At 60.3% G+C, this 16225-nt stretch carries 12 protein-coding genes, 1 pseudogene and 1 riboswitch; of the genes and pseudogenes, 11 read left to right on the top strand and 2 right to left on the bottom strand.

What is annotated here, in order from left to right:
* Positions 1-14: 14 nt before the first annotated feature.
* The 9 genes and pseudogenes from atpA to ACEPAJ_RS21810 all read left to right on the top strand — a co-directional run.
* Positions 15-1559, top strand: coding sequence for a F0F1 ATP synthase subunit alpha (atpA, locus tag ACEPAJ_RS21850; RefSeq protein WP_274088526.1), 1545 nt, complete (start codon positions 15-17; stop codon positions 1557-1559).
* A gap of 50 nt (positions 1560-1609) precedes the next feature.
* The gene (gene atpG, locus ACEPAJ_RS21845; RefSeq protein WP_274088527.1) at positions 1610-2470 is read left to right on the top strand and encodes a F0F1 ATP synthase subunit gamma; all 861 of its coding nucleotides are present in this window, start codon (positions 1610-1612) and stop codon (positions 2468-2470) included.
* Positions 2471-2500: 30 nt separating this feature from the next.
* Positions 2501-3877 carry a F0F1 ATP synthase subunit beta gene (gene atpD / locus ACEPAJ_RS21840; protein ID WP_425917882.1) on the top strand — a complete coding sequence of 459 codons (1377 nt, stop codon included), beginning with the start codon at positions 2501-2503 and terminating at the stop codon, positions 3875-3877.
* Positions 3878-3959: 82 nt separating this feature from the next.
* Positions 3960-4385: a F0F1 ATP synthase subunit epsilon gene (locus ACEPAJ_RS21835; protein ID WP_339904275.1), complete on the top strand. Its 426-nt coding sequence runs from the start codon at positions 3960-3962 to the stop codon at positions 4383-4385.
* A gap of 137 nt (positions 4386-4522) precedes the next feature.
* Positions 4523-5881, top strand: coding sequence for a bifunctional UDP-N-acetylglucosamine diphosphorylase/glucosamine-1-phosphate N-acetyltransferase GlmU (glmU, locus tag ACEPAJ_RS21830; protein ID WP_425917877.1), 1359 nt, complete (start codon positions 4523-4525; stop codon positions 5879-5881).
* A gap of 188 nt (positions 5882-6069) precedes the next feature.
* Complete coding sequence (locus ACEPAJ_RS21825) at positions 6070-6837, top strand: DeoR/GlpR family DNA-binding transcription regulator (protein ID WP_274088531.1); 768 nt, start codon at positions 6070-6072, stop codon at positions 6835-6837.
* 10 nt (positions 6838-6847) lie between these two features.
* A complete protein-coding gene (glmS, locus tag ACEPAJ_RS21820; RefSeq protein WP_425917874.1) occupies positions 6848-8710 on the top strand; it encodes a glutamine--fructose-6-phosphate transaminase (isomerizing) in 1863 nt (620 codons plus the stop codon).
* A gap of 14 nt (positions 8711-8724) precedes the next feature.
* The gene (locus ACEPAJ_RS21815; RefSeq protein ID WP_425917872.1) at positions 8725-8955 is read left to right on the top strand and encodes a hypothetical protein; all 231 of its coding nucleotides are present in this window, start codon (positions 8725-8727) and stop codon (positions 8953-8955) included.
* 24 nt (positions 8956-8979) lie between these two features.
* Positions 8980-9708: pseudogene (locus ACEPAJ_RS21810) on the top strand (YoaK family protein); the annotation flags it as partial.
* A 53-nt stretch (positions 9709-9761) separates the two neighbouring features.
* Here ACEPAJ_RS21810 and cobM read toward each other — a convergent pair.
* Together cobM and ACEPAJ_RS21800 are read right to left on the bottom strand one after the other, a co-directional pair.
* Positions 9762-10517: a precorrin-4 C(11)-methyltransferase gene (gene cobM, locus ACEPAJ_RS21805; RefSeq protein WP_425917870.1), complete on the bottom strand. Its 756-nt coding sequence runs from the start codon at positions 10515-10517 to the stop codon at positions 9762-9764.
* The gene (locus tag ACEPAJ_RS21800; protein WP_425917868.1) at positions 10514-10951 is read right to left on the bottom strand and encodes a cobalamin biosynthesis protein; all 438 of its coding nucleotides are present in this window, start codon (positions 10949-10951) and stop codon (positions 10514-10516) included. Before ACEPAJ_RS21800 ends, cobM begins: the two co-directional genes overlap by 4 nt.
* Positions 10952-11040: 89 nt before the next feature.
* A riboswitch (cobalamin riboswitch) is annotated at positions 11041-11235 on the top strand.
* 100 nt (positions 11236-11335) lie between these two features.
* Between ACEPAJ_RS21800 and cobW the strand changes: the two genes are divergently transcribed.
* Positions 11336-12391, top strand: coding sequence for a cobalamin biosynthesis protein CobW (gene cobW, locus ACEPAJ_RS21795; protein ID WP_425917866.1), 1056 nt, complete (start codon positions 11336-11338; stop codon positions 12389-12391).
* Between the two features lie 6 nt (positions 12392-12397).
* Positions 12398-16132, top strand: a complete 3735-nt coding sequence (gene cobN, locus ACEPAJ_RS21790; RefSeq protein ID WP_425917864.1) for a cobaltochelatase subunit CobN — start codon at positions 12398-12400, stop codon at positions 16130-16132.
* Positions 16133-16225 lie beyond the last annotated feature (93 nt).

Below are 16225 nucleotides of genomic sequence, written 5' to 3'. Positions count from 1 at the left end.
GGGGCAGCAGAGCTATGCAGCAACTCAATCCTTCCGAAATAAGTGAAATCATCAAGGGGCGTATCGAGAATCTCGATGTCGCCTCTCAAGCCCGTAACGAAGGCACTGTCGTCAGCGTATCTGACGGTATCGTGCGTATTCACGGTCTCGCCGACGTTATGTACGGCGAAATGATCGAGTTCCCGGGCGGTGTCTACGGTATGGCACTGAACCTGGAGCAAGACTCCGTGGGTGCAGTGGTTCTGGGGGCTTATACCTCCCTGGCCGAAGGCATGAGCGCCAAGTGCACTGGCCGCATCCTGGAAGTTCCGGTTGGTCCGGAATTGCTGGGTCGCGTTGTCGACGCACTGGGCAACCCAATTGACGGCAAAGGCCCGCTCAACAACGTCGCTACCGACGCTGTTGAGAAGGTTGCGCCGGGCGTGATCTGGCGTAAGTCGGTCGACCAGCCGGTGCAAACTGGTTACAAGTCGGTTGATGCCATGATCCCGGTTGGCCGTGGCCAGCGTGAGCTGATCATCGGTGACCGTCAGATCGGTAAAACCGCTCTGGCCATCGACGCCATCATCAACCAGAAGAACAGCGGCATTAAGTGCGTATACGTTGCCATCGGTCAGAAGCAATCGACCATCGCCAACGTGGTTCGCAAGCTGGAAGAAAACGGCGCACTGGCTAACACCATTGTTGTCGCAGCTTCCGCTTCTGAATCCGCTGCACTGCAGTTCATTGCACCGTACGCCGGTTGCACCATGGGCGAATACTTCCGCGACCGCGGTGAAGACGCGCTGATCGTTTATGACGATCTGTCCAAGCAAGCAGTGGCTTACCGCCAGATTTCTCTGCTGCTGCGCCGTCCGCCAGGCCGTGAAGCCTACCCAGGCGACGTGTTCTATCTCCACAGCCGTCTGCTGGAGCGCGCTTCCCGCGTATCCGAAGAGTACGTTGAGAAGTTCACCAATGGCGCCGTGACTGGCAAGACCGGTTCCTTGACCGCTCTGCCGATCATCGAAACCCAGGCTGGCGACGTTTCCGCGTTCGTTCCGACCAACGTGATCTCGATCACCGACGGTCAGATCTTCCTGGAATCGGCCATGTTCAACTCGGGTATCCGTCCTGCGGTCAACGCCGGTATTTCGGTATCCCGCGTGGGTGGTGCTGCACAGACCAAGATCATCAAGAAGCTTTCCGGTGGTATCCGTACCGCTCTGGCTCAGTACCGTGAACTGGCAGCATTCGCCCAGTTTGCTTCTGACCTGGACGAAGCCACCCGTAAGCAGCTTGAGCATGGTCAGCGCGTTACCGAGCTGATGAAGCAGAAGCAATATGCGCCAATGTCGATTGCTGACATGTCCGTATCGCTGTATGCCGCTGAGCGTGGTTTCCTGGTCGACATCGAAGTTGCCAAAGTTGGCGCTTTCGAACAGGCCCTGATTGCTTACTTCAACCGGGATCACGCCGCTCTGCTGGCGAAGATCAACGAGAAGGGTGACTTCAATGACGACATCGATGGCCAGCTGAAAGCCGGTATCGAGAAGTTCAAGGCCACCCAAACCTGGTAAGCCGCAGTGGGGATCGCGAGGTCCCCGCTTGCTAACCCGATAGGTGTCAAATGGCAGGCGCAAAAGAGATTCGCAGCAAGATTGCGAGCATCAAAAGCACGCAGAAGATCACCAGCGCCATGGAAAAGGTGGCGGTCAGCAAAATGCGCAGAGCACAAATGCGCATGGCTGCTAGCCGTCCCTACGCGGAGCGTATCCGTCAGGTGATTGGTCATCTGGCCAACGCCAACCCGGAATACCGTCACCCGTTCATGATCGAGCGCAATGTTAAGCGTGTTGGTTATGTCGTGGTGAGCTCGGACCGTGGTCTGTGTGGTGGTCTGAACACCAACCTGTTCAAGGCTCTGGTCAAAGACATGGCGAGCAATCGCGAGCAAGGCGTGGAGATTGATCTCTGCGTGGTTGGCAGCAAAGGGGCGGCGTTCTTCCGTAACTTTGGTGGCAACATCGTTGCTGCGATCAGCCACCTGGGCGAAGAACCATCGATCAATGATCTGATTGGTAGCGTCAAGGTAATGCTCGATGCGTACCTCGATGGTCGTATCGATCGTTTGTCCGTGGTCTCGAACAAGTTCATCAATACCATGACGCAAAAGCCGACAGTGGAGCAGTTGATTCCGCTGGTGGCCGATCCGGATAAAGAACTCAAGCACCACTGGGATTACCTGTACGAACCCGACGCCAAAGAGCTTCTGGACGGCTTGATGGTACGTTACGTGGAGTCGCAGGTTTACCAGGCAGTGGTTGAGAACAACGCGGCTGAACAAGCGGCCCGGATGATCGCGATGAAAAACGCCACCGACAACGCTGGCGATATCATCAAAGACCTGCAGTTGGTTTACAACAAAGCACGTCAGGCAGCGATCACCCAGGAAATTTCGGAAATCGTCGGCGGCGCTGCCGCGGTTTAAGCACGGTTCAAATATTCAGAGGAACCAAAGATGAGTAGCGGACGTATCGTTCAAATCATCGGCGCCGTTATCGACGTGGAATTCCCGCGTGATCAAGTGCCGAATGTTTATGAAGCGCTGAAAGTAGTCGGCGCCGAAACCACTCTCGAAGTTCAGCAGCAGCTGGGCGACGGCGTGGTACGTACCATTGCAATGGGTTCGACCGAAGGCCTCAAGCGTGGCCTGAGCGTTGGCAGCACTGGCGCAGGTATCCAGGTACCGGTTGGGGTGAAAACCCTGGGCCGTATCATGGACGTGCTGGGCAACCCAATCGACGAAGCTGGCCCGATTGGCGAAGAAGAGCGTTGGGGCATTCACCGTGCCGCGCCTTCCTACGCTGAGCAAGCTGGCTCCAACGAACTGCTGGAAACTGGCATCAAGGTTATCGACCTGGTTTGCCCGTTCGCCAAGGGCGGTAAAGTCGGTCTGTTCGGTGGTGCCGGTGTAGGCAAAACCGTAAACATGATGGAACTGATCCGTAACATCGCCATCGAGCACAGCGGTTATTCCGTGTTCGCCGGTGTGGGTGAGCGTACTCGTGAGGGTAACGACTTCTACCACGAGATGAAGGACTCCAACGTTCTCGACAAGGTAGCCCTGGTTTACGGTCAGATGAACGAGCCACCAGGCAACCGTCTGCGCGTAGCACTGACCGGCCTGACCATGGCCGAGAAGTTCCGTGACGAAGGCCGTGATGTTCTGTTCTTCGTGGACAACATCTACCGTTACACCTTGGCCGGTACTGAAGTATCCGCACTGCTGGGCCGTATGCCTTCCGCAGTGGGTTATCAGCCGACCCTGGCCGAAGAAATGGGCGTTCTGCAAGAGCGTATTACTTCGACCAAGACCGGTTCGATCACTTCGATCCAGGCCGTCTACGTTCCTGCGGACGACTTGACCGACCCAAGCCCGGCGACCACCTTCGCCCACTTGGACGCCACTGTTGTACTGTCCCGTGACATCGCCTCCCTGGGTATCTACCCAGCGGTCGATCCACTCGACTCGACGTCGCGCCAGCTGGACCCGATGGTTATCGGCCAGGAGCACTACGACACCGCTCGCGGCGTTCAGTACGTGCTGCAGCGCTACAAAGAGCTGAAGGACATCATCGCGATTCTGGGTATGGACGAACTGTCCGAAACAGATAAGCAGCTGGTATCCCGCGCTCGTAAGATCCAGCGCTTCCTGTCCCAGCCGTTCTTCGTGGCCGAAGTCTTCACCGGTTCGCCAGGTAAGTACGTTTCCCTGAAGGACACCATTGCCGGTTTCAGCGGCATTCTGAAAGGTGACTACGATCACTTGCCAGAGCAGGCGTTCTACATGGTTGGCAGCATCGAAGAAGCTGTCGAGAAAGCGAAGAAACTGTAATCACCCGTGCGCCCGGTAACGGGCGCTTACGGTCTGTTTGCCCACCTCATCGTGTGCAAATAGATCGATAGTGAGGTTAGACATGGCTATGACAGTCCATTGCGACATCGTCAGCGCAGAAGGCGAGATCTTCTCCGGTCTGGTCGAGATGGTGATTGCGCACGGCAACCTGGGTGATATTGGTATCGCTCCAGGCCACGCGCCGCTGATCACCGACCTCAAGCCGGGTCCGATTCGTCTGGTCAAGCTGGGTGGCGAATCCGAGGTGTTCTACATCTCCGGTGGCTTCCTGGAAGTTCAGCCGAGTGTGGTGAAAGTTCTCGCCGATACCGTGCAGCGTGCTGCCGATATCGATGAAGCTGCTGCTCAGCTGGCCCTGCAGGCCGCTGAGAAAGCCTTGAATGAGAAAGGCGCGGAGTTCGACTACGGTTCCGCCGCCGCTCACCTGGCTGAGGTCGCGGCTCAGCTGCGTACCGTTCAGCAGTTGCGCAAGAAGTTCGGCGGTTAATTCCGCTGCTTCATCGCAAACGAGTAAAAGGGTAGCCTTGGCTACCCTTTTTCTTGCCTGTCATTTCATCTTTTCAGTTGGTTGTGTTGTGGAGTTATCCACAGGGAACAACCGACGCCTGCCCAGGACCCTCTTCTATGTCGCTCGATATCGTCATCCTCGCCGCCGGCCAAGGCACCCGCATGCGTTCGGCCTTGCCCAAGGTGCTGCACCCGGTTGCCGGTAAAGCCATGCTCGGTCATGTGATCGACACTGCCCGTCAGCTCAAGCCGAATGGCATCCATGTGGTGATCGGTCATGGCGCTGAGTTAGTGCGCGAGCAATTGGCGGCAGATGACCTGAATTTCGTCCTGCAAACGGAGCAACTGGGCACAGGTCATGCCGTGGCTCAGGCACTGCCGGCACTGACGGCCGACCGTGTGTTGATTCTCTACGGTGATGTGCCGTTGATCGAAGTCGGCACCCTAGAGCGTTTGCTGCAGCGCGTATCAGAACAGCAGTTGGGGTTGCTGACGGTCAACCTGAATGACCCAACTGGCTATGGCCGCATCGTTCGTGATGAAAGTGGGGTGGTGAAGGCCATCGTTGAGCACAAAGACGCGACGGCTGATCAGCGTCTGATCAGTGAAGGCAACACCGGCATTCTCGCCGTACCGGGCAAGCGCCTGGCTGACTGGTTGGGCCGCTTATCCAACAGCAATGCTCAAGGCGAGTACTACCTAACGGACGTGATCGCCATGGCGGTGGCCGATGGTCTGGTCGTCGCCACCGAGCAGGCGGCTGACGAAATGGAAGTGCTGGGCGCCAATGACCGCATCCAGCTATCGCAGCTGGAGCGTCACTACCAGTTCCGCGCGGCGCGCCGTTTGATGCTGCAAGGGGTGACCCTGGTTGACCCGGCGCGTTTTGATTTGCGCGGCGAAGTCACGGTAGGCCGCGATGTGTCGATCGACATCAACGTCATCCTCGAAGGTCAGGTCGTCATCGAAGATGGCGTGCAAATCGGCCCGAACTGCGTGATCAAGAACAGCACTCTGCGTAAAGGTGCCATCGTCAAAGCCAACAGCCATCTGGAAGGTGCCGACGTGGGCGAGGGTGCCGATTGCGGGCCGTTCGCCCGTTTACGTCCGGGTTCCGTGTTGGGTGCCAAAGCCCATGTGGGTAACTTCGTCGAGCTAAAGAACGCCAAGCTGGGTGAAGGCGCCAAAGCTGGCCATCTGAGCTATCTGGGCGACGCAGAAATCGGCGCACGGACCAATATCGGCGCCGGCACCATCACCTGCAATTACGATGGCGCCAACAAGTTCAAAACCGTGCTGGGCGAAGACGTGTTTATCGGCTCCAACAGCGCTCTGGTGGCTCCGGTGACACTCGGTGACCGCGCTACCACCGGTGCAGGTTCCGTAATAACCAGCGACGTACCGGATAACACCCTAGCCGTCGGCCGCGCCAAGCAGCGCAATATCGAAGGTTGGAAGCGCCCGACCAAGAAGTGAGGATGGACGTAGGATGAGTTAGCCGCGTATCGACGTAACCCATCGTCAGCATGGGTATCGCTGTGTTCAACCCATCCTAAGACCCGATGACAAAGGCGGCCTTGGCCGCCTTTTGTCGTTTTCAGGCTTGACGCAAAAGCTTCGTTAGGTTTTGATTCGCACCGATATCTTTCGAATCGAAACTTTTAATGTCGAAACGCAACACGCCACAACGCCGTCACACCATTCTTGCCCTGCTCGCCGAGCAAGGTGAAGTGAGTGTCGACGCCTTGTCGAAAGCCTTCGCGACCTCTGAAGTAACCATTCGCAAAGACCTCGCGGCGCTGGAAAAGAGCGGCCTACTGTTGCGTCGCTACGGTGGTGCGGTGCCCATGCCGCAGGAGCTGATCAGCGATGTTCAGCCGATCTCGCAGTACAAACAGGCCATCGCCCGTGCTGGCGTGGCGCGCATTCGTGAGCATGCGCGAATCATCATCGACAGCGGCACCACCACGGCGGCAATGATCCCGCAGCTAGGCTATAAACCCGGCTTGGTGGTGATGACCAATTCGCTGAATGTCGCCCGTGCCATCAGCGAACTGGAGCATGAGCCCATACTGCTGATGACCGGCGGTACCTGGGATCCGCATTCCGAATCCTTCCAGGGCCAAGTGGCCGAGCAAGTGCTGCGTTCCTATGATTTCGATCAGCTGTTTATTGGTGCTGATGGCATCGATCTGAACCGTGGCACCACCACCTTTAATGAGTTGCTTGGGCTTAGCCGGGTGATGGCGGAGGTGGCCCGCGAAGTGGTGGTGATGGTCGAGAGCGACAAGATCGGCCGCAAGATTCCCAACCTGGAGCTGCCCTGGGGCGGCATCCATACCCTGATCACTGACGAGCGCCTGGATAACCAGGCCCGTGAACAATTGACTGCGCGTGGGATCAAGCTGATCTGCGCCAGCGTCGAGGCTTAAGGAGAAGTTTATGTGTGGCATCGTAGGCGCAATCGCCGAACGTAATATCACCGCCGTGCTGGTTGAAGGCCTCAAGCGCCTGGAATACCGCGGCTACGACAGCGCCGGTGTGGCGTTGCTCAACGATCAGGGCGAACTGCACCGCAGTCGCCGTGTCGGCAAGGTCAGTGAGTTGGAGGCGGCATTAAGCCAGGAGCCGCTGGCTGGTCGCCTGGGCATCGCCCACACCCGTTGGGCCACCCACGGTGCGCCAAGCGAGCGTAATGCCCACCCGCACTTTTCTGGTAAAGAGCCCGGCAGTGAGCTGGCGGTGGTGCACAACGGCATTATCGAGAACCACGAAGAACTGCGTGCTCAGCTCAAGGGCCTCGGTTACACGTTCAGCTCCGACACCGACACCGAAGTGATCGTCCATCTGCTTGATCACACCCTCAAATCTCAGCCTGATTTGACCGCCGCGCTAAAACTGGCAGTTAAGCAACTGCACGGCGCTTATGGCCTGGCGGTTATCAGCGCCAAGCAGCCTGATCGTCTTATCGCAGCTCGCAGTGGCAGCCCGTTGGTGATTGGTCTGGGCCTGGGTGAGAACTTCCTCGCCTCCGACCAACTGGCACTGCGTCAGGTCACCGACCGTTTTATGTACCTTGAGGAAGGTGACATCGCTGAAATTCAGCGCGACAGCGTACAGATTTGGGACGCCTCGGGTGAGCCTGTAACGCGCGAGAGCGTGCAATACCACGAGGGTGCGGAAGCCGCCGACAAAGGCGAGTACCGTCACTTTATGCTCAAGGAAATCCACGAGCAGCCCAAGGTCGTGCAGCGTACCTTGGAAGGCCGTCTGGGCACTGATCATGTATTGGTGCAGGCGTTCGGCCCCCAGGCCGCCGAGCTGTTCGCCAAGGTCCGCAATGTACAGATCGTCGCCTGCGGCACCAGTTACCACGCCGGCATGGTCGCTCGTTATTGGTTGGAAGGTCTGGCCGGGATTCCCTGCCAAATCGAAGTGGCCAGCGAATTCCGTTACCGCAAGGTGGTGGTGCAGCCAGATACCCTGTTTGTCAGCATTTCCCAGTCTGGCGAAACTGCCGACACCCTGGCCGCGCTGCGTAATGCTAAAGAGCATTCACCTGGCAAGGGTGGCTACCTCGCCAGCCTGGCAATCTGCAACGTCGGCATCAGCTCGCTGGTGCGTGAGTCCGATCTGACCCTGCTGACCCAAGCCGGCCCGGAAATCGGCGTGGCGTCGACCAAGGCCTTCACCACCCAGTTGGTCGCACTGATGCTGCTGACCCTATCCCTCGGCCAGGTGCGCGGCACCCTGGATAAAACCCTGGAAGCCGAGTTGGTGGAAGAGTTGCGCCGGTTGCCGACCCGCCTCGGTGAAGCCTTGGCCATGGACAGTGTGGTGGAGAAGGTGTCCGAGTTGTTCGCTGAGAAGCACCATGCACTGTTCCTCGGCCGTGGCGCGCAGTACCCGGTGGCAATGGAAGGCGCGCTCAAACTCAAGGAAATCTCCTATATTCACGCCGAAGCCTACCCAGCTGGCGAGCTCAAGCATGGCCCGTTGGCGTTGGTAGACAGCGACATGCCGGTGGTGACCGTGGCGCCGAACAACGAGCTTCTGGAAAAGCTCAAATCCAACCTGCAGGAAGTCCGCGCCCGTGGCGGTGAGCTGCTGGTGTTTGCCGACGAGCAGGCGGGCATGAGCAATGGCGAAGGCACCCACGTGGTCAACATGCCGCACATCCACGACGCTCTAGCACCGATTCTCTACACTATTCCGCTGCAACTGTTGTCCTACTACGTGGCCGTGCTCAAGGGCACTGACGTTGACCAGCCGCGTAACCTGGCCAAGAGCGTAACGGTTGAGTAAGCAGGGGCGAGTTGATGCAGCGTGAAGAGATAAAAAATAAGCAGGCGCAGGGCGTAGTCTTTGATACGCATATCATCGTCAACCCGGCCAATACCCGGGAGTGGATCGTGCTGTTGAAGAAAGGCGCGGGCACCAGCTTCTTTCTGGTTGATGACCAGGAGCAGGTGGAGTCCTTCGCCGACCTCAATGATCTGATCGAAGAGTTACGCCTACTCGGCATCAAAGGCGCAGAGATTCATCTCTAACAGGCTGTCCACCAGGGTCACCCAATGCCCATTCGCTATGCGAGAAGTTTGACCGGCCGCACGCGCAGTGCGGCTGCCAACCGGCATCTGGGGTTTACCCTGGCCTTTGTTGCCGGCGCGATCAACGCCGGTGGATTTCTTGCCGTGCAGCAATACACTTCGCACATGACCGGCATTGTCTCGGCCATGGCCGATAACATCGCTTTGGGCGCGTATGAGCTGGTCTGGGGTGGCCTCGGCGCGGTGCTGTCGTTTCTGCTCGGCGCGGCGTGCTCGACGGTGATGATCAATTACTCACGGCGGCGGCATCTGCACAGCGAATACGCCTTGCCGCTGTTGCTGGAGGCCCTGTTGCTGCTGTGTTTCGGCTTTTTGGGTGCGTCACTGGCGTAGATTACCGGCCTGTTTGTACCGCTGACGGTGATGCTGCTGTGTTTCATCATGGGCCTGCAGAACGCGCTGATCACCAAGCTTTCAAACGCCGAAATCCGCACCACGCATATCACCGGAATCATCACTGATATCGGCATCGAGCTGGGCAAGCTGTTCTATTGGAATCGCACGCGCGGGCCTGAAATAGCCCGGGTGATGGCCGACCGTCAGCGGTTGCGGGTGCTCAGCCTGTTGGCGCTGTACTTCTTCCTTGGTGGGGTGATCGGCGCACTGGGTTTCAGCTACCTGGGGTACATCGCCACCGTGCCGCTGGCCTTGCTGTTGGTGTTGCTGGCCAGCGTGCCGGCGCTGGATGACCTGCTGTCACTCGCGCGGCGGGCGCTACGCCGCTGAAGTCGCCCGGTTGGTAATGCTCAAGCGTCTGACGACCTGAACAGATGACGATGCTCGGCGTTATACAGCGCCGAGTCGGCGAACTGTTCGGCGTGCAGCACGCGGCCGACGAGGATCAGTGCAGTACGGCGAAAGCCCTTGGCGCGCACCTGCTCCTCGATGGTGGCGAGCGTGCCACTGACCCAATCCTGATCCGGCCAGCTGGCCCGGTGCACCACCGCAATCGGACAGTCCGCTCCGTAGTGCGGCAGCAATTCGTCAACGATCTTACTTAGGTGTACCACGCCGAGGTGAATGGCCATGGTCGCACCGTGGTGCGCCAGATCACTCAGCTGCTCGCCCGCCGGCATCTCCGACTTGCTCGCATAGCGGGTGAGAATCAGCGTCTGTGACACCTCGGGCAGGGTCAGTTCGCTTTCCAGCAGGGCGGCGCAAGCAGCGGTGGCAGTGACGCCGGGAATGATCTGGAAGGGAATTTCCAGCCGACGCAGGTGGCGGATCTGTTCGCCAATCGCGCCATACAGCGACGGGTCGCCGGAATGCACGCGGGCCACGTCCTGGCCTGTGCTGTGCGCCTGGGCAATCAGCTCGATAATTTCATCCAGATGCAGTTCAGCGGTGTTCACCACCTGCTCAGCGCTATGGCCTTCCAACACCGCTGCCGGCACCAGCGAGCCGGCGTAGAGAATCACCGGGCAGCTGTGTAACAGGCGCTGGCCTTTGACGGTGATCAGCTCGGGGTCGCCGGGGCCGGCACCGATAAAGTAGACGGTCATGAAAAATCCTTGGCTGCAATCGACGCCAGCGCGCAGGTGGCGCTGGCATTACGGGTTTTGCCGCCGAGCAGGCGGGCAGGTTGGTCGCCTAGGCGTTCGGCCAGCGCCAGGGCGCAAGGTTCGGCGACTGCCGGACTACCGGTGGCGGCCAGGGTAATCGGCGAGCCTTGAACACCTAACTGATAGGGCTGCAGTTCTTCCGAGCTGAAACAGCTCAGCTGCAGGCCGAGGCGTTTGGCCAGTGCCTGCAGGGCCGGCTCGTCACGCTTGTGCGTGATGCTCGCCAGCCCCGCCAAGTTATCCACAGTCAGGCCATGCGCCTGCAGGCTGTCGAGCAGCAATGTGGATAAGTCCTCCAGGCTGCAGTCGCTGCGACATCCGAGCCCGGCGACCACTTGAATAGCAGCGGGGCAGTTATCGACAGGGCTGGGCATGATCTACGGCGCTCGGTTTGTGCGGCGGCGTAGCTGATCATGGCGGCTCTTACCGGTCAACCGTGATTGACCGGCCGTCATGGTCTGCGTAGCCTTGCCGCGTTCGAGGTTCTTCGCGGCTCTGCCGCGAAGCTAAGAGGGAACAAGGTGAATGCCTTGGCTGCCCCCGCAACTGTGAACGGTCGAAAGCCCTTCAATACACCACTGCCATGGGCGGGAAGGTAGAAGGGTCGCGCAGCGCGCAGACCGTGAGCCAGGAGACCTGCCTCGTCACGTTTTCGACAACCGGGCGGGGTGATCCGGTGGTGTTGGCTGACGCCCCGTGGCTGTCATGTCTGTGCCGCCTCCTGCTCGTCTTTCTTTCGACGTCACGCAGGACTCGCCATGCAAACCCTCGGCAAACTTCCCGTCACCATCGTTACCGGCTTTCTCGGTGCCGGTAAAACCACCTTGCTGCGCCACATGCTGGAAAACGCGGGCGGTCGGCGTATCGCTGTGATCGTCAACGAGTTCGGCGAGCTGGGCATCGACGGCGAAATCCTCAAACAGTGCTCCATCGGTTGCAGCGAAGAAGAAGCCAACGGCCGCGTCTTTGAGCTGGCCAACGGCTGTTTGTGCTGCACCGTGCAGGAAGAGTTTTTTCCGGTGATGCGCGAGTTGGTGGCACGCCGTGGCGACCTCGACCATATCCTGATTGAAACCTCCGGTCTGGCCCTGCCCAAGCCGCTGGTTCAGGCCTTCAACTGGCCAGAAATCCGTAACGCCTGCACCGTTGATGCGGTGATCACTGTGGTCGACAGCCCGGCTGTGGCCGCCGGCACCTTCGCTGCCTTCCCTGATCAGGTTGATCAGCAGCGCAAGCTTGACCCAAACCTCGACCACGAATCGCCGTTGCATGAGCTGTTCGCCGACCAACTGGCAAGTGCTGACCTAGTCATCCTTAATAAAGCCGACCTGCTCGACGCCGACGCCCTGGCAGCGGTGCGCGCCGAAGTGGCGGAAGAGTTGCCGCCAGCGGTGAAAATCATCGCAGCCCACGGCGGTGAACTGCCGCTGAACGTGCTGCTGGGCCTGAACTGCGAAACCGAGCTGCACATTGAAGGCCGCAAAACCCACCATGACCTAGAAGGGCATGAAGATCACGATCACGACGAATTCGACTCGTTCCACGTGGAACTACCGGAGGCCGAGGAGGCGCGTTTGCTGGGCGCATTGAAGGACGCAGTGGCCAAGCATGGCATTCTGCGCATCAAGGGTTTCGCGGCGATTCCCGGCAAGCCGATGCGCTTGCTGCTGCAAGGTGTTGGTCAGCGTTTCGACAAGCACTTCGACCGCGCCTGGCAGGCCGATGAAGCACGGGTCAGCCGCTTGATTGTCATCGGTCAGCAGCTTGATCAGGCCGCTATCACCGCTGAATTGCAGGCGGCACTGGCGAACTAAGCCCCCATGCACCTAATCCGTACCCAGCCTGGCAGCCAAGTGCCGGTCGACAGCATCGCCGACCTCGGCCAGACCCCGGCCGAGCTGGTGATTCTCTGCACCGGCGATTCGCAGCTGTCGTTGCTGGCAGAGGTGGCGCGGCAGTTACCCGAGGATTACCCGAGCCTGCGCCTAGCCAGTCCGGCGCAGCTGAGCAATCACGCCTCGGTGGACCTTTATGTCGAGCAGGTGCTGCAACACGCCAAGGTCATCCTGATTGCCGTGCACGGCGGCGTCAGTTACTGGCGCTACGGCATCGAGCGTTTGGTTGAGCTGGCCGAGCGCGGTGCGCGGGTGATTATGGTGCCTGGCTGCGACAACCCTGACCCCGAGCTGATGGGCCTGAGCAATGTGCCGCAGGCTGAGGCCGAGCGGCTCTGGCAGTTCCTCCGTCAGGGCGGCGCGCAGAATGCTCGGCAGCTGTTTAATTGCACCGCTAGCCAGTGGTTGCAACGAGACTATGCCTGGGTCGAGCCGCAGCCGTTGCCGCGCGTGGGCCTGTATCACCCGCAGCAGGCCAGCGCGGTGTTGGCCGACTGGCAGGTCAATTGGCAAGCCGCTGCGCCGGTGGTGGCGCTGCTGTTTTATCGCACCCAGGTGCAGGCGGCAAACACCGGCTTTATCGACGTGTTCTGCCAATGCTTGCAGGCTCAGGGTCTGAATCCGCTGCCGATTGCCGTGGCCAGCCTCAAGGAGGCCGCCTGCCTAGCCCAGGTCGAAACCTGGCTGGATGACACCGGCACGGCGCTGATCATCAACACCACCGCGTTCGCCTTGTCCAACCCGGAAGCGCCGAGTGCGCGGCCATTCCGCCGCGATATCCCGGTGCTGCAGGCCATTTGCTCGCTGGATAACCATGCGCAGTGGCACGCCAGCGCCCAGGGCCTGGGCTCGCGTGACCTGGCCATGCATGTCGTGTTGCCCGAGCTGGACGGCCGGCTGATCACCCAGCCGATCAGCTTTAAAGGCCTGGCCTGGCGCAGTGAGCGCAGCCAGAGCGATGTGGTGTGTTATCAGCCGCATTTAGCGGGGATGGATTTTGTCGCTGAGCTGGCGCGCAACTGGATCGCCCTGGCCGACAAGGCCAACGCCGACAAACGCATCGCCCTGGTGCTGGCCAACTATCCGACCCGCGACGGGCGCATCGGCAACGGCGTCGGCCTGGACACCCCGGCGGCGGCGCTGAACATCCTCCAGACCATGCAGCAGCAGGGTTACCCGGTGGATAACCTGCCGGCGAGCGGCACTGCACTTATCCACAGCCTGCTCGGCGGGGTGACCAACGACCTTGATAACCTGGACCTGCGGCCTTGCGCGCAAAGTCTGGCGCTGGACGATTACCTGGCGTTCTTCCACAGCCTGCCGCAAGCCAATCAACAGTCGGTGCTTGAGCGCTGGGGCGCACCTGAAACGGATCCGATGTTCCGCAGCGGGCGGCTGATGATCGCCGGCCTGCGCTTCGGCCTGACCTTTGTCGGCATTCAGCCGGCGCGCGGTTATCAGCTGGATGCAGCGGCGGTGTATCACGACCCCGATCTGGTGCCGCCGCATGGCTACCTGGCGTTCTACTGCTGGTTGCGTAAGGTGTTTGCTGCCGATGCAGTGATCCACGTCGGCAAGCACGGCAACCTGGAATGGCTGCCGGGCAAGAGTGTCGGTTTGTCCGCGCAATGCTGGCCGAGCGCGATTTTTGGCCCGCTGCCGAATATCTACCCGTTTATCGTCAACGATCCGGGCGAGGGCGCGCAGGCCAAACGGCGTACCCAGGCGGTGATCATCGACCACCTGATGCCACCGCTGACCCGCGCCGAAAGCTACGGTCTATTGCGTGATCTGGAGCGCCTGGCCGACGAGTATTACGAGGCCAGCCAGCTCGATCTGCGCCGCGCCGCCGAGCTGCGTGGCGAGATTCTGCTCAAGGTGCGCGAGGCCAGCCTGGATCGTGAATTGGGCCTGCAACTCAACGAAGACCCCAACAGCTGGCTGCCGCAGCTCGACGCCTATTTATGTGATTTGAAGGAATCGCAGATACGCGACGGCCTGCATGTATTCGGCGAATCACCGGCCGGCACGCTGCGCCGCGATACCTTGCTGGCGCTGCTGCGCATCCCCCGTGGCGACGGCCAGGGCAGCAATGCCAGCCTGCTGCGCGCCTTGGCCAGCGATCTGCAGTTGGACTTCGACCCGCTCGACTGCGACATGGCCGCGCCCTGGCAAGGCCCGCGCCCGGCGCTGTTGGCAGGGTTAAGCGATGAGGCCTGGCGCAGTGCCGGCGATACCCGCGAGCGTTTGGAGCTGTTGGCCCTACGCCTGATTGATACCGCAGATGGAGAAGCCGTGGGTGCGCAAAGTCGCCAGGTGCTGCAGCGTTTGCGTGAGCAGATCGCCCCCTTGCTGGATGCCTGCGGCGCGGCTGAGATGCACGGCCTGTTATCGGCCCTGGATGGGCGCTTTGTCCCTGCCGGGCCGAGTGGCGCGCCGAGTCGCGGTCGCCTTGATGTACTGCCCACTGGGCGCAATTTCTACAGCGTTGATGTGCGCAACCTGCCCACGCCGACGGCCTGGCGCATCGGCGTGCAAGCGGCGGATCGGCTGCTTGAACGGCATTTGCAGGACCACGGCGACCACCTGCGTCAGCTCGGCCTGTCGATGTGGGGCACGGCGACCATGCGCACCGGCGGTGATGACATGGCCCAAGCCCTGGCGCTGATGGGTGTGCGCCCGGTGTGGCAGGCCGGCAGCCAGCGCGTTGAACGCTTCGAGGTGCTGCCGTTGACGCAACTCGGCCGCCCGAGGGTGGACGTGACCTTGCGCGTTTCCGGGTTCTTCCGCGATGCCTTCAGCAACCTGATTCGCCTGTTCGATGATGCCGTGCAGGCAGTGGTTGACCTGGATGAGCCAGAGGACATGAACCCGCTGTCGGCGCAGGTTTGGCGTGAATCCCTGACCCTGCAAGACAGCGGCCTGGACGAAGCCGAGGCGCGCAAGCAAGCCGGCTGGCGGATCTTCGGCTCCAAGCCGGGGGCTTATGGCGCGGGCGTGCAGAACGCTATCGAAGAACGCCTGTGGCAAACCCGCGAAGACCTGGCCGAGGTCTACCTCAACTGGGGCGGCTACGCCTACGGCAAACACAGCGAAGGCACCCCGGCGCGGGCGCAGTTCGCCGAGCGTTTGGAGCAGATGCAGGCGGTGCTGCACAACCAGGACAACCGCGAGCACGACATCCTCGACTCTAACGACTACTACCAATTCCAGGGCGGCATGCTCGCGGCCGTGGAAACCCTGCGCGGGGCCAAAGTGGCCAGTTACCACGGCGACAACAGCCAACCGGATACCCCGCGCATCCGCACCTTGAAGGAAGAGCTGAATCGCGTGGTGCGCGCCCGCGCGGCCAACCCCAAGTGGATCGAAGGCATGAAGCGCCATGGCTACAAAGGCGCGTTCGAGTTAGCGGCGACCATCGACTACCTGTTCGCCTTCGACGCCACCAGCGAGCTGGTCGACGACCACCAATACGCGCTGCTCACCGATGCCTATTTGCTCGACAAAAGCACCCGAGACTTTATCCAGCAACACAACCCCGGTGCCTTGCAGGACATCCTTGAACGCCTGCTCGAAGCTCAACAGCGGGGCCTCTGGCAGGAACCGGGTGAGTACCGCGAGACCCTGGAAAACCTGCTGATCGACAGCGAAGAATCCTAGGGTAGATCGCTGTCGCGACACTCAGCGCAGGGCTAAAAACCTCGCGGCTAAAGCCCCTCCCACGGAGCAGCTAGTTCTGTGGGAGGGGCTTTA

Source organism: Pseudomonas sp. GWSMS-1 (assembly GCF_049847425.1).
Classification (GTDB): Bacteria; Pseudomonadota; Gammaproteobacteria; order Pseudomonadales; family Pseudomonadaceae; genus Aquipseudomonas.
Note: the sequence above shows the minus strand (reverse complement) of the source record. Positions and strands in the feature narration are given on the sequence as shown.